Consider the following 13,135-nt stretch of genomic DNA (forward strand, 5'->3'; position numbering starts at 1 on the left):
TTGTAGGATTCAACGCCACGGCTTACGCTTGGCCGCCGTTCAGGCGAAAACCAAGGCAGGCATCCGTGGCGCGTAGCTGGCTCGAAGTCACCACCGACGAAGTACAGTCCAAGCTGGGGTCGAACCAGCGTCTGGCCGAACGGCGAGATAGCATGGCCGCCCGGGCGCAGGCGGTGGTCGAGCAGGTGGCCGCGCCGGTGTTCGAAGCCGCCGCCGAGGCCCGTGGCTGGGTCTATCGTGAAGTCCACAACACCGAATGGTCGGTGGTCTGCTGCGGTATTCATGCCCCCGGCGAGGTCGAGCGTGATCCGACCGTTGCATTCTGCATGGCCGAGTTCGACGCCTACCAGCCGCTGGTCGTGCTGCGTCGCAAGGCCGACGGCGCGGCGGCCGAACCGGTCTCACGCATTGTCATGCTCGGTGATCTCGACGAAGCGGCGCTAAAGACCTTTCTCGCAGAGGACACGGACTAGACGGGACCGGCTGCGCGCAACCGCACACCGGTCAGGCAGACTGATGGCCTGCCGTGCACGCAGCTACCGCAGGCCTAGCTGCGACGGCCTGCAAGCGAACGCAGTAGCCGGCTTTCAGCCACTGTCCGGCTGCTGAAACCGATATCGCGTCGGCGACGCCGGCCTGCACTCCCCCTTGCGGGGCTGAACAGGCCGCCGGGGCCCGCCATCCAACAAGGCGGATGTTCACAGCTCATAGCTCAATCCGGCATAGAAGCTGCGATCCGGCGCGGGCTCGTAGTAGCGCCCGCCGAAAGCGTTGATCCGGATGTTGTCGAAGTAGACTTCGTCGAAGATGTTGTCGACCCCCAGATACACCGTCACGCGCTCATCAGCGGACGGAATGGTCCTGCCGATCCGGCCGTTGAATACCCAGGCGTGGTCGATCTTCGCGGTATTGGCATTATCGGCGAAGAAGCTCGACGCGTAGCGCATGTCCAGCACGGCAAAACCCACGCCTTCGCTGCGCCAGGCCAGTTCCCCGAACAAAGTCTCCTCGGGCAGGCCGGGCAGATCGCGGCCGGCATAGTCGTTGCCGTTGACGTCGACGAACTGGCGGTACTCGTAGCTGGCCAGGGTATACGCCGCGGTTGCGCTGAGTTGCTCGGTGAGTTGGCCGGAGAGCTTGGCCTCGATTCCCTTGCGGCGCGATCTGCCGGAATTTTCGAAGAAATCGCGCGCGCCGGTATTGTTGAATACCACGAGCTCGTCACGCACGTCGATCCAGAACGCGCTGATCTGGTAGCGCGCCACGTCGTTGAGGCTGCCCTTGGCGCCGACTTCATACTGGACGGCCTTCTGTGGCTCCAGATTGTCATTGAAGCCACCGTTGCCCGCGGGATTGGCGAATTCGGTGAACGTGGGCGATTCGAACGCGTTGGCGATATTGAAATAGACCCGCTGGTCGTCGCGCCAGGCATAACTCAGCCCGGCGTTGGCCGAAACCTCGTGATAAGTACGCCCGCCGGAGTCGTCCGGATCGGCAGCCGATACCGGGAAATTGTCGTCGATATCGAAATCGAGATAGTCGTAGCGCAGCCCGGTGGTCAGATCCAGCGACGGGGTAACGGAGAAGACGTTCTGGGCGAATACGCCGACGCTGGTCGCGGTCTGATCCTCATCCAGGCCGAGGATGCCACGCTCGCCGGCGATATTGTCGTAGCGCTGGCGATCGTCCTGCTGAATCTGCACGTCCACGCCAGCGACGAGCTGATTCTCGCGGCCGAACAGGTCGTCGAAACGCGTGGTCTGGATGCCGCCGCCGAAAAAATCGCGATCGTAGCTGACCACGCCGCCATCCTCGAACGGTAGAAACTGGATGAAGTCACGGTTGGTGTAGAACAGGTTGGCCTGATAGGCCTGCTGCTCGGTGAGCTGGTCTTCATAGACCAGGCCCACCGTCTGTTGAGAGGCCGACTGGCGCGCATCGAAGGCGATATTGGCGTCGCGTGCGGAGCGACGGTCGGCGCGGGCGGTCGCCCGCGTGACGCCGCCAGGGTCCAGCGTATCCGGCGCATCGAGAATACGGGTGATCACCCGCACCGTGCCGGTGGTGCCGACATCGCGCTCGAGCTTGCCGGTGATCTGCTGCTTCTTGACCCGGCCGTGTTCGCGATAGCCGTCCAGATCCAGCTGCGAGGCAGTAATCGCATAGCCCCAGTCGTCCAGGCGGCGCGCCGAGGCGACTTCCTCGCGCCGGTAGCCATTGCTGCCGGCGGTCAGCTCGGCTCGGTCGACCGGACCCGAGCCCGGCGTGGTGGTGGTGACATCGATGACGCCACCGGTCGCATTGCCGTAGAGCGCTGAAAACGGCCCACGCAGGACCTCCAGACGTTCGACCGCGCCCAGGTCGATAGTGTCGGTCTGGGCCTGACCGTCGGGCAGGGTCTCTGGAATGCCGTCGACGATTACGCGTACGCCGCGCACCCCGAACGCCGAACGGGCGCCGAACCCCCGAATCGATACGCGCAGATTCTGGGCGAAGTTGGAACCGTTGTTGGCGTAGACGCCGGGCGTGCGGTTGAGCGCGTTGTCGAGCTGGGTCTTGCGCCGGCCCTGCTGGACATCCTGGCCTTCGGTCACGTCCACCGCCGCCGGGGTCGTGAGTATGTCAGTGGTCAGGCGCAGGCTGTCGACTTCGATCGGGGCCAGTGACCCGAGTGAATCGAGCGTTGCCGGTTCGTCCGTCACCGGCTCCTGTGCCCGGACCGGGCCGTTGAGGGCGCCGGCCAAGGCCAGCGTGATGGCCGCCAGCGCGGGCTTTGTTGTTGTAATCACCCCGTCCCCCTGATTGGCCGGTGCCTGAGCTGCCGGCGTTATGTCCGCTTCATTCTTCCGGTGCCACGGCCCGGATCGATACGGCATGAATATCGGTATGCATCAGCTCGCCGAGCGCTTCGTAGACGAGCTTGTGGCGCTCGATCGGCGAACAGCCCGAGAACCGGTGCGAACGGACCGTGACATGAAAATGGCCGAGCCCGCTGGCCGCGCCGGCATGGCCCACATGCAGGTGACCATCGTCACGGATGGCGATGTCGTCGGTATCCAGCCCCGCCTGAAGCGCCTGCCGGATACGCAGGATGCGATCGCTCATGAAAAGCGTTCCCTGGTGAAGTCGAGAATGGCCGTGCGCTTCAGCGCTCAGAAAACCTTCTTGTAAGGATAGACAGTGCTTTCCATATACACGCCCTGAGCGTTGTACGGGTCCACTTTTGCCCAGGCGCGTGCGGACTCGAGACTCTCGAACTGGGCGATGATGATGCTGCCCTGGAAACCGTCGACGATCTTGCCGTAGGCGTCCTCGCGTGGCAGCGGACCGGCGGTCAGCAGACGGCCTTCGGCGTCCAGGTCGTTGAGACGCTGACGATGTTCCTCGACGGCCTTGGCGCGGCCGTCGCTGCTCTCGGCAACGTCGAAGGATACGATGGCGAAATAGTCCATGATCGGTGTCCTGACGGGCCGGCGCGCGGTGCGCCGACGATATTGAATGAACCTGCTGGCCGCTAGTGTGCCGTATCTGTGCTGCGACTGGCCACGCGATGTCGCCCGCAAACGTGCCGAGCGGCCTGATGCCGGCGCCGCGGGCGGGGCGTACCCAGGCGTATGACACGACGAGGTCTTGCGGCGGGTCGTACGCTGGCGAGACACCGGATTTGCATACGTCCTGGGTTATAATCGTGTCATGGCAGAACTGATCCACGTACATGCCGAAACCCCGCAGCCGCGGCGCATCGCCCAGGTGGCCGACGCGCTGCGCGCAGGTCGGGTAATCGGCTATCCGACCGATTCCTCCTATGGCCTGGCCTGTGCGATGGGCGACAAGAACGCGATCGACCGGATACGGCAGATGCGTGGTTTCGGGCGTGACCATTTCTTCACGCTGGTCTGCCGGGACCTGTCGGAGATCTCGACCTATGCCAAGGTCGACAACACCAGCTTCCGGCTGCTCAAGGCTGCCACGCCCGGCGCGTATACCTTCGTGCTGCCGGCGTCGAAGGTGGTGCCCAATTGGCTGGCCCACCCGAAGCGCAAGACCATCGGCATTCGCGTACCCGGTCACCCCGTAGCCCGTGCAATCGCCGAGGCGGTGGATGCGCCGATCATGTCGGTGACTGCTCAGCGACCGGACGACGAGTTCGCGCTGTCCGAGGCCACGGAGTTGCGTGATGCCTTCGACAAGCAGCTCGATCTGATCGTGGACGCCGGCGCGACCGGCATGGAGCCCACGACCGTGGTGGATCTGACCGGTGCCGTGCCCAGGATCCTGCGCCTGGGCAAGGGCAGCGCAGAGGCGATCGGCCTGGATCCCGTGGAAGCCTGAGCGGCGCGCGCGACGCCCGGCCCGGTCAAACCCCGCGGCCGCTTTGCGTATACTCGCGAATTTGACAAGTCACTGCTGACTTAGATTTCGAAGAGGCCACCGCGTGAGTTCCGAGCTAGCCAGACCCATCGTTCTTTCCGGCATCCAGCCCTCCGGCGCGCTGACGCTCGGCAATTACATCGGCGCACTCAAGCACTGGGTGGCCATGCAGGACAGCCACGACTGCCTGTTTGCGCTCGTCGACATGCATGCGATCACCGTGCGCCAGGACCCGGCGGCGTTGCGCGAGCGGTGTCACGAATTCCTGTGTCTCTATCTGGCCGCCGGTATCGATCCGGACAAGGCCACGCTGTTCGTGCAATCCCACGTGCCGGCCCATGCGCAGCTGGCCTGGCTGCTCAACTGTCATACCTCGATGGGCGAGCTCAACCGGATGACACAGTTCAAGGACAAGTCCTCGAAGAACGCCGACAATATTAACGCCGGGCTGTTTGACTATCCCGTGCTCATGGCCGCCGATATCCTGTTGTATCAAGCCGATGCGGTGCCCGTGGGCAACGATCAGAAACAGCACCTGGAACTGGCGCGCAATCTCGCCGAGCGCTTCAACACGCGCGCCGGCGAGGACCTGTTCACCGTACCCGAGCCGTTCATCCCCGAAGTCGGGGCACGGATCATGAGCCTGGGCGATCCGACGGCCAAGATGAGCAAATCCGACGACGTCGAGGCCAACGTTATCAAGCTGCTGGACGAGCCGAAGAAAGTAGTCAAGAAGATCAAGCGAGCGGTGACCGATTCCGACGGCGAAGTCCGCTTCGACGAAGCTGCCAAGCCTGGCGTATCCAACCTGCTGTCGATCTATTCCGCAGTGACCGACGAGTCCATCGCCGATCTGGAATCCCGTTATGCCGGCGCCGGCTATGGTGCGCTCAAGGGCGATCTGGCCGATGCCGTGGTTGCCTTTCTCGAGCCGCTTCAGGCGCGCTATGAGGAATACCGTGATGACGTGGACGGGCTGGATGCGCTGCTGGCTCGCGGTGCAGCCGCGGCGCGCCAGCGCGCCGCACCGACCCTGGAACGCGCGATGGCCGTCACCGGCTTTCTGCCACCGGCGTGAGGCGCTGGCCGGGCATGTCGTCGGCCGGCTCGCGGGGGATCGCACCGTGAGCGCGCAGACAGCGGATGCGCCGCGGGTGCCCGCGGGTATCGTGGTCGCCGGCGAGCATCTCGACGCGCTGCCGGACGATCTGTATATCCCGCCGGATGCGCTCCGTGTCTTTCTCGAGACCTTCGAGGGCCCGTTGGATCTGCTGCTCTATCTGATCCGCAAGCAGAATCTGGATATCCTCGATATTCCGGTGTTCACCATCACCCAGCAGTACATGGCCTATATCGAGCTCATGGAAGAGCTGGCGATCGAGCTCGCCGGTGAATACCTGCTCATGGCGGCCATGCTGGCCGAGATCAAGTCGCGCATGCTGCTGCCCAAACCCAGCGAAACCGAGGAAGAAGGCGACGACCCGCGCGCCGAGCTGATTCGTCGACTGCAGGAGTATGAACAGTTCAAGGCCGCCGCTGAAGAGCTCGACGCATGGCCGCGGATCGGCCGCGATGTGAATGCCGTGCAGCACGGCCCGGCACGCCTGGATATCGAAAAACCCGAACCGGACCCGGATTTGCGCGCGCTGTTGCTGGCCCTGCGCGACGTGCTCACGCGCGCCGAGCTGTTTACCGAACACCGTATCGAGCGCGAGCCGCTGTCGGTGCGAGCGCATATGAGTCGCATCCTGGAATGCCTGGCCGGTGGCGCGCCCACCGCATTCGTGGCGCTCATCGACGTCGGCGAGGGGCGTCTCGGCGTTGTGGTGTCGTTTCTGGCCGTCCTTGAACTGGCCCGCGAGTCGCTCGTGCGCGTCGAGCAGGCCGAGCCCTATGCGCCGGTTTCACTGCGTCTGGCGGGCGCGCCCACAACGAAGGGAGACGCGTCATGACCGAGTCGCATCGCGATGGTATCGACGACGACGACGGGCAGGCCGAACGGCTCGAACCGACCGCGCCGGATCAGACCGAGGTCGCCGAGCGCGTCGTCAGCTGCGTCGAAGCGCTGTTGATGGCTGCGGACAAGCCGTTGTCGGTCGATCAGCTGGTACGCCTGCTCGAAACCACCCATGCGCTGGACAAGGCCGATGTACGGGTCGCGCTGTCGGCGCTGGTCAACCGCTACGAAACCGCGGCGGTGGACCTGGTCGAGGTGGCCGGCGGCTGGCGCTTCCAGGTGGGTAGCGATTACGCATCGCTGGTCGCGCGGCTGTGGGAAGAACGACCGCCGAAGCTGTCCCGTGCAATGCTCGAAACACTGGCCCTGATCTGCTATCGCCAGCCGATCGCGCGCTCGGATATCGAAGCCGTCCGCGGCGTTTCCGTGTCGTCTAACATCGTCAAGACGTTGGTCGAATTCGACTGGATCAAGGTCGTCGGCTATCGGGAGGTACCGGGCCGGCCCGCGCTGTTCGGCACCACGGCGAAATTTCTGGACGACTTCGGTGTCAAGCGACTGGCCGATCTGCCCAGCCTGCCGGAGATCAAGGATCTGGACGCGCTCGAGGCCGCCATGGCGCGGTTGACCGACACCGACAGCGAAGCCGACGCGATCTCCGCTGCTGCGGCCTCGGACGATGTCGAGGGCAGGCCAGCCGCACCGGCACCCGAGGTGGCGGTACCGCCGGATTCCGACCCCCCGACCCACTGACGGGGTTGGAAACCGTCGCGCGGCACCCATGCTGTGAACGTGGACTTTCTGGCCCGCCGGAATCGCGGCGTGGCCGAGATCAATACTGGATGATCGATGGCAGCTCTCAACACCGAGCGCGTATTGAGCGTGCATCACTGGAACGATTCGCTTTTCTCGTTCACCACCACCCGTGACGAGGCGCTGCGCTTCGACAACGGCCAGTTCGTCATGATCGGCTTGTCGGGGGAGGCGATCGGCGAGCGCAAGCCGCTGCTGCGTGCCTACAGCATCGTATCGGCCAACTATGAGGAAAAGCTCGAGTTCTTCTCGATCAAGGTGCCGGATGGTCCGCTGACCTCGCGCCTGGCGCATCTGAAGGTCGGCGACGAGGTGCTGGTCTCGCGCAAGCCCACCGGCACCCTGCTGATCACCGATCTGCACCCCGGGCGCAACCTGTTCCTGCTGGCCACCGGCACCGGGCTGGCGCCGTTCCTGTCGATCGTGCGCGATCCGGACACCTACGAGCGATTCGAGCGCGTGATCGTGGTTCATGGCGTGCGCTATGAGAACGATCTGGCCTATCGAGCCCTGTTCGAAAAGCATTTGCCCGAGGACGAGATCTTCGGCGATCTGGCGCGCGAGCAACTGCTTTACTATCCGGTGGTGAGTCGTGAGGCGTTTCGCAACCAGGGCCGGCTGACCACGCTGCTCGATAACGGCCGAATCTGCTCCGATCTGGGACTGGCGCCGCTGGATGCCGCGCATGACCGAGCGATGATCTGTGGCAGCCCCGCAATGCTGGACGACACCTCGGCGTTGCTGGACCGTCACGGTTTCGAGGTGTCGCCGCATATCGGTGCGCCGGGCGACTATGTCATCGAGCGAGCCTTCGTCGACAAATAGACACGCATCCCGATCGATACGCCGGTGCCGATGACGGCGCGGCGCGCCTGACCCAGCCGCTGTTCGGTCGTAGCCTGTCGCCTGGCCGGGCCCGGGCCAGCGGGTGTGGTCGAACCGCGTGCCGGGCTGTCGTTGCGCGGGGCGTTTACACTAACGCCCACGCCGATCATCGGCGATTTCCATGGGCCAAAGGTAAGTCAATGTCCGAACGTCTACAGAAGCTGCTGGCCCGCGCCGGTTACGGCTCGCGCCGCCAGATCGAGCAGGTCATCGAATCCGGCCGACTGCGGATCAACGACAAGGTGGCTACGCTCGGCGACCGGGCCAGCGTCCATGATCGGGTGCGCATGGACGGCAAATTATTGAATCTCGAGGAAAGGCTTGCCGTCGGCTGTCGTGTACTGGCGTACAAGAAGCACGTGGACCAGGTGGTCACCCGGCGTGATCCCGAAGGTCGGCCCACCATTTTCAAGAGCCTGCCCAAACTGCGCGCCGGCCGCTGGCTCGCGGTCGGGCGGCTGGACGTCAACACCTCGGGCCTGCTGCTTGTCACCACCGACGGCGAGCTCAAGCGCCGCCTGGAGCATCCCAGTTACGAAGTGGTACGCAGTTATGCCGTGCGTATCCGCGGCGAGGTCGACGATGCCATGCTCGACCGGCTGCTGGCGGGCGTGGAGCTCGACGACGGCACCGCGCGTTTCGACTCCATCCGCGTGGGCGAGGACGCGCATCGCGCCAACCGCTGGTTCGAAGTCACCGTCCGGCAGGGGCGTAATCGAGTGGTCAGACGACTGTGGGCGAGTCAGGGTGTGACCGTGTCGCGGCTGATGCGAACGGGCTTCGGCACGGTGGGCCTGCCGAGTGGCGTCAAGGCCGGCGGCTGGCGCGAGCTCGATCGCAAACAGGTGCGGGAACTGGCCGGGCTCGTCGATCTCAAGCGTTGATCGTGGGCGGGCGGGACACGCCAAGCGCAGCGGGCCTGCGCCGCTTTCACGACGACCTGCTGGCCGCGTATGGCTGTCAGCGGTGGTGGCCGACCCAGGACGAAGCCAATCCGCGCTTCGAGATTCTCGTCGGCGCGGTGCTTACCCAGCATACCGCCTGGACCAACGTCGAGATCGCGATAGCGGCGCTGCGCGAGGCCGGCCCTCTCACGGCTCGGGCGTTACTGGAACACGCCGATCTGGCTGAGCTGATCCGCCGGGCCGGCCCGCATCGCGTCAAGGCGCGCCGGCTGCAGGCGCTGTGTACATGGTTTGTCGACAGGGGTGGTTTCCAGGCACTGGAGGCCTGGTCTACCGAAACGCTGCGTGCCGATCTGCTCAGCCTGCACGGGATCGGCTTCGAGACCGCCGACGTCATCCTGTTGTACGCCTTCGGCCGACCGTGCTTCGTAGCGGACGCCTATGCTTTTCGTATTCTCGAGCGTTACGGCTGGAGCGACGGGCCGCGCAATTACGAACGGCTGCGTCGCCGTATCGAGGCCGTGGGGCCGGCCGAGGACGCGATCTTCTACGACGAGCTGCATGCGCTGATCGTGGCGCACGCGCGCGGACGCTGTCACAAGCGCGCGCCCGACTGCGCGGCCTGTGCGCTGGCCCCTGGCTGTGCGCATGCACGTGCGCAGGCGCAGCCGAACACGCCACGCGCCGAGGCCGGGCGCTAGTCGGGCTGTGCGGCCACCGTCTGTCCGGTGGTCCCGCGAGCGGCCGCCGACAATAGATGCACGTACGGTCCGACGATCTGTTCGGGCAATGCCCCCAGTTCCACGGCCGCCGGAAAGGCTTTCTTGCGCAGCGCGGTCTTGCAGGGGCCGGGGTCGACGGCGTTGAAACGCAGGTTGTCGGATTGGGCGTGCTCGACGGCGAACATCTGCATCAGTGCCTCCAGGCCGGCTTTGGCTACCCCGTAGGCGCCCCAGAACGCTTTCGGCGTGGCCGCGGGCCGATCGGCGGTGAACACCACAGAGGCATCGCCGGCGGCCTGAAGCAGGGGCAGGCTGAGCTGGGTGAGCGCAAAGGCGGCAGTCAGGTTGACATGCATGATTCGCTGCCAGCCGTCGATGGGGTGGGTTGCCAGCGGCATCAGCCCGTCGAACCGCCCGGCGAGATGCACGATCCCGTCCAGGCGGCCGCAGTCGGCGGCGATACCATCGACCAGGCGCTGATAATCGTCTTCGCCGGCCTTGGTCACGTCCAGCGGAAACAGCGCGGGCTCGGGACTGCCGTCCGCCACGATGGAATCGAAAACCGGCGTGAGCGTACGTTCACGTCGGCCGAGCAGCACGCATTCGGCGCCGGCTGCGGCGACCGCACGCGATACCGGCCCGCCAAGGCCGCCGCCCGCGCCGGTGATGAGTACCACGCGTCCGGCCAGGGGAGTCGTCTGGCTCATGAGTTCCTTTGCTTCAGGGTATGGATGGCCGAGCGCAGGTCCGCCACGCGATCGACCACGATGTCGGCGTTCCAGCCGTGGATATCGTCGCCGACCGGGATATAACCGTAGGCCACCGCGATCGTGGCCATGCCGGCGGCACGGCCCGCCGCCACGTCGCGGTCCGAATCGCCAACATAGATGCAGTCGGTCGGATCCACGAAGATCTGCCGGCAGGCCATGAACATGGGCGCCGGATCGGGCTTGGCCACGCCTGCCGAATCGCCGCCGATCACGCAGGCCGGTGGCGGATCGAAGTCCAGGTGATCCATCAGCGGCCGGGCCAGTGCCTCGGTCTTGTTGGTGATCACGCCCCATATATCGCCGCCGGCCACGATATCGGCCACGAGCTTGCGCATGCCCTCGAAGGCGCGCGACTCGCGCGTCATGCGCGCCCGGTAGGCTTCGATGAAGGCGTCGTAGGTCTCGGCATAGGCGGCGTGCTCCGGGGTCAGATCCAGGCCCTTGCCCAGCATGCCGCGCCCGCCGAAGGAGCAGAGCGGCGCCAGCTCGGCCAGGGGCAGGGGATCGAGCCCGCGTTCGACGCGCATGTCGTTGACCGCGCCGGCGAGATCCGGCGCGGTATCGACGAGCGTGCCGTCCAGGTCGAATAACACCGCGCCCATCAGGCCGCGCCCTCGGGCTTGCGGGCGTGGAGGAAATAGTTGACGTCCGGCGAGCGCGACAGGCGCGCGCCGTGGGTCAGCGGGTTGTAGTGCATGCCGCAGATGGTCTCGACGTCCAGGCCGGCGTTGCGACACCATCGCGACAGCTCGGCCGGGCGGATGAGCTTGGCATAATCGTGGGTACCGCGCGGCAACAGGTGCAGCAGGTATTCGCCGGCGCCGATTGCGAGCAGCCACGACTTGGCGCTGCGGTTAATGGTCGAAAAGAACAGCTGACCGCCCGGCGCGCAGGCCATCGCGCAGTCCTCGACCACGTAGGCGGGCTCGTCGACGTGTTCGAGCATCTCGTAGCACACCACGATATCGAAGGTGCCCGCCTGCTCTGCGGAAACGTCGCGGCTCGATGTGCAGCGATAATCGATCTCCAGGTCGGCCTCTGCCGCATGGGCGCGTGCGGCCTCGATCAGTTCGGGCGCAAGATCCAGCCCGGTGACCTTCGCACCCCGGCGTGCCAGAGCTTCGCAGAGGATGCCCGCGCCGCAGCCGACATCGAGCACGCGCTTGCCGGCCAGCGGCGCCCGCCGGTCGATGAAATCGCATCGCAACGGGTTGATGTCGTGCAGCGCACGCATCTCGCCGGTCGCATCCCACCAACGCGCGGCCAGCTGTCCGAATTTGGCGAGCTCGGCATTCTGATCCTGGGTCATGGGGCGTCCTTGTCGTGATCGGCCAACTGTGTGCGCCAGTGTTCGGCGCGGGACAGGATATCGGTCTCGTCCAGCGTGGTCAGGCGGCGCTCGGCCAGCAGTCGACGGCCGGCGACCCACGTATCGGTAACCTGTTCGCGGCTGGCGTTGTAGACCAGAGCGGGCACCGGGTCGAACACAGGCTGGGTTTCGATGGCACCGAGATCCACCGCGCAGAGATCGGCCGCCTTGCCGGGCACGATCGAACCGGTGACGTGATCCAGTCCGAGCGCCTTCGCTCCGTTGATCGTGGCCATGGCGAGCACGCGATCGGCGCTCACCGCTGCGGCGTCGTCGGCGGCGACCTTGCCGATGAAGGCTGCCGTACGCATTTCGCCGATCATGTCCAGATCGTTGTTCGATGCCGCGCCATCGGTGCCCAACGCGACGTTGACGCCGGCATCGAGCAGCCGCTGGACCGGGCATAGCCCGCTGGCCAGCTTGAGATTGGATTCGGGTGAATGCAGCACATGCACGCCCTGGGCGGCACAGCGGGCGATTTCGGTGTCGGTCAGCTGGGTCATGTGCACGGCCATGAAGCCCGGTGTGAGCAGGCCCAGCCGCTCCAGACGCGCCAGCGGCCGTTCGCCGTGCTTCTGCACGCTGTCCTCGACCTCGAAGGCAGTCTCGTGAACGTGCATGTGCACGCGCAGGTCCATCTCGTCGGCGTAGGTTCGGATCTTGTTCAGCGGCCCGTCGGAGACCGTATAGGGCGCATGGGGCGCAAACACCGTGGTGATACGGTCGTGGCCTCGCCAGGCATCGCGCAGTGCCAGGCCCTTTTCCAGATACTCGGCGGCGTTGGCGGCCCAGACGGTGGGGAAGTCGATCACGATCATGCCGACGGCCGCACGCATGCCGGCATGGTCGACGCGGTCGGCGACCACGTCGGGGAAGAAATACATGTCGTTGAAGCAGGTCGTGCCGCCGCGGAGCATTTCGGCCATGGCCAGGTCGGTGCCGTCGGCCACGAATTCGGCCGACATGAACGCGCCCTCGATCGGCCAGATGTGTTCGGTCAGCCATGGCATGAGCGGCATGTCGTTGGCAATGCCGCGCATGAGGTTCATCGCTGCATGGGTATGGGTGTTGATCAGACCGGGCAGCAGTACATGGCGGTCCAGTTCCACGATTTCGGCGGGCGTATAGCGTTCGTGGGCCTGGTCGACCGGCAGCACGGCTTCGATCGAGCCGCGATGGACCGCTACCGCGTGGTCTTCCAGCAACCGCCGGTCGCCGTCGACGGGCACGATCCAGCGGGCACAGATGAGTGTGTCGATCTTGGTCATGGAACACGGTGCCCGGCGGGCGACGGTGGTGGGCGTCAATGGCCGCCACTCTAGCGTAGTCGGGGCCTTTTGGCA

The 13,135-nt window shown here is 65.4% G+C and carries 15 protein-coding genes; 8 read left to right on the plus strand and 7 right to left on the minus strand.

What is annotated here, in order from left to right:
* The first annotated feature begins 65 nt into the window (after positions 1-65).
* Positions 66-473 (plus strand): hypothetical protein, encoded by a 408-nt coding sequence (locus T31B1_RS16440; RefSeq protein ID WP_353250610.1) that lies wholly within the window; start codon positions 66-68, stop codon positions 471-473.
* Positions 474-698: 225 nt separating this feature from the next.
* Here T31B1_RS16440 and T31B1_RS16445 read toward each other — a convergent pair whose 3' ends face one another.
* From T31B1_RS16445 to T31B1_RS16455, 3 genes are read right to left on the minus strand one after another with little or no spacing between them, the layout of a single operon-like run.
* Complete coding sequence (locus tag T31B1_RS16445) at positions 699-2,789, minus strand: TonB-dependent receptor family protein (RefSeq protein ID WP_353250611.1); 2,091 nt, start codon at positions 2,787-2,789, stop codon at positions 699-701.
* Between the two features lie 49 nt (positions 2,790-2,838).
* A complete protein-coding gene (locus T31B1_RS16450; RefSeq protein WP_353250612.1) occupies positions 2,839-3,105 on the minus strand; it encodes a BolA family protein in 267 nt (88 codons plus the stop codon).
* A 47-nt stretch (positions 3,106-3,152) separates the two neighbouring features.
* The gene (locus T31B1_RS16455; protein ID WP_353250613.1) at positions 3,153-3,452 is read right to left on the minus strand and encodes a YciI family protein; all 300 of its coding nucleotides are present in this window, start codon (positions 3,450-3,452) and stop codon (positions 3,153-3,155) included.
* Positions 3,453-3,693: 241 nt separating this feature from the next.
* On the opposite strand from T31B1_RS16455, the gene T31B1_RS16460 reads away from it, so the two are divergent.
* The 7 genes from T31B1_RS16460 to T31B1_RS16490 all read left to right on the plus strand — a co-directional run bounded on the left by T31B1_RS16460 (position 3,694) and on the right by T31B1_RS16490 (position 9,632).
* On the plus strand, positions 3,694-4,332 hold the full coding sequence (locus tag T31B1_RS16460) for an L-threonylcarbamoyladenylate synthase (protein WP_353250614.1): 639 nt from the start codon (positions 3,694-3,696) through the stop codon (positions 4,330-4,332).
* 103 nt (positions 4,333-4,435) lie between these two features.
* Entirely contained in the window at positions 4,436-5,449 is a 1,014-nt protein-coding gene (gene trpS, locus T31B1_RS16465; protein WP_353250615.1) for a tryptophan--tRNA ligase, read from the plus strand.
* A gap of 46 nt (positions 5,450-5,495) precedes the next feature.
* Positions 5,496-6,323, plus strand: a complete 828-nt coding sequence (locus tag T31B1_RS16470; protein WP_502951014.1) for a segregation and condensation protein A — start codon at positions 5,496-5,498, stop codon at positions 6,321-6,323.
* A complete protein-coding gene (gene scpB / locus T31B1_RS16475) occupies positions 6,320-7,081 on the plus strand; it encodes an SMC-Scp complex subunit ScpB (protein ID WP_353250616.1) in 762 nt (253 codons plus the stop codon). Before T31B1_RS16470 ends, scpB begins: the two co-directional genes overlap by 4 nt.
* 96 nt (positions 7,082-7,177) lie before the next feature.
* Positions 7,178-7,966 carry a ferredoxin--NADP reductase gene (locus tag T31B1_RS16480; RefSeq protein ID WP_353250617.1) on the plus strand — a complete coding sequence of 263 codons (789 nt, stop codon included), beginning with the start codon at positions 7,178-7,180 and terminating at the stop codon, positions 7,964-7,966.
* A gap of 200 nt (positions 7,967-8,166) precedes the next feature.
* Positions 8,167-8,910, plus strand: a complete 744-nt coding sequence (gene rluB, locus T31B1_RS16485; protein WP_353250618.1) for a 23S rRNA pseudouridine(2605) synthase RluB — start codon at positions 8,167-8,169, stop codon at positions 8,908-8,910.
* A gap of 2 nt (positions 8,911-8,912) precedes the next feature.
* A complete protein-coding gene (locus T31B1_RS16490) occupies positions 8,913-9,632 on the plus strand; it encodes an endonuclease III domain-containing protein (protein ID WP_353250619.1) in 720 nt (239 codons plus the stop codon).
* Here the strand turns inward: T31B1_RS16490 and T31B1_RS16495 are convergent.
* The 4 genes from T31B1_RS16495 to T31B1_RS16510 are packed head-to-tail and all read right to left on the minus strand — an operon-like array spanning position 9,629 to position 13,060.
* The gene (locus T31B1_RS16495; RefSeq protein ID WP_353250620.1) at positions 9,629-10,360 is read right to left on the minus strand and encodes an SDR family NAD(P)-dependent oxidoreductase; all 732 of its coding nucleotides are present in this window, start codon (positions 10,358-10,360) and stop codon (positions 9,629-9,631) included. The genes T31B1_RS16490 and T31B1_RS16495 overlap by 4 nt on opposite strands.
* Positions 10,357-11,025, minus strand: coding sequence for an HAD family hydrolase (locus T31B1_RS16500; protein WP_353250621.1), 669 nt, complete (start codon positions 11,023-11,025; stop codon positions 10,357-10,359). The genes T31B1_RS16495 and T31B1_RS16500 overlap by 4 nt, the downstream gene beginning before the upstream one ends.
* Positions 11,025-11,732, minus strand: coding sequence for a bifunctional 2-polyprenyl-6-hydroxyphenol methylase/3-demethylubiquinol 3-O-methyltransferase UbiG (gene ubiG, locus T31B1_RS16505; protein WP_353250622.1), 708 nt, complete (start codon positions 11,730-11,732; stop codon positions 11,025-11,027). Before ubiG ends, T31B1_RS16500 begins: the two co-directional genes overlap by 1 nt.
* Complete coding sequence (locus T31B1_RS16510) at positions 11,729-13,060, minus strand: TRZ/ATZ family hydrolase (RefSeq protein ID WP_353250623.1); 1,332 nt, start codon at positions 13,058-13,060, stop codon at positions 11,729-11,731. The genes ubiG and T31B1_RS16510 overlap by 4 nt, the downstream gene beginning before the upstream one ends.
* Positions 13,061-13,135 lie beyond the last annotated feature (75 nt).

It is taken from the genome of Salinisphaera sp. T31B1 (genome assembly GCF_040361275.1).
GTDB lineage: Bacteria > Pseudomonadota > Gammaproteobacteria > Nevskiales > Salinisphaeraceae > Salinisphaera.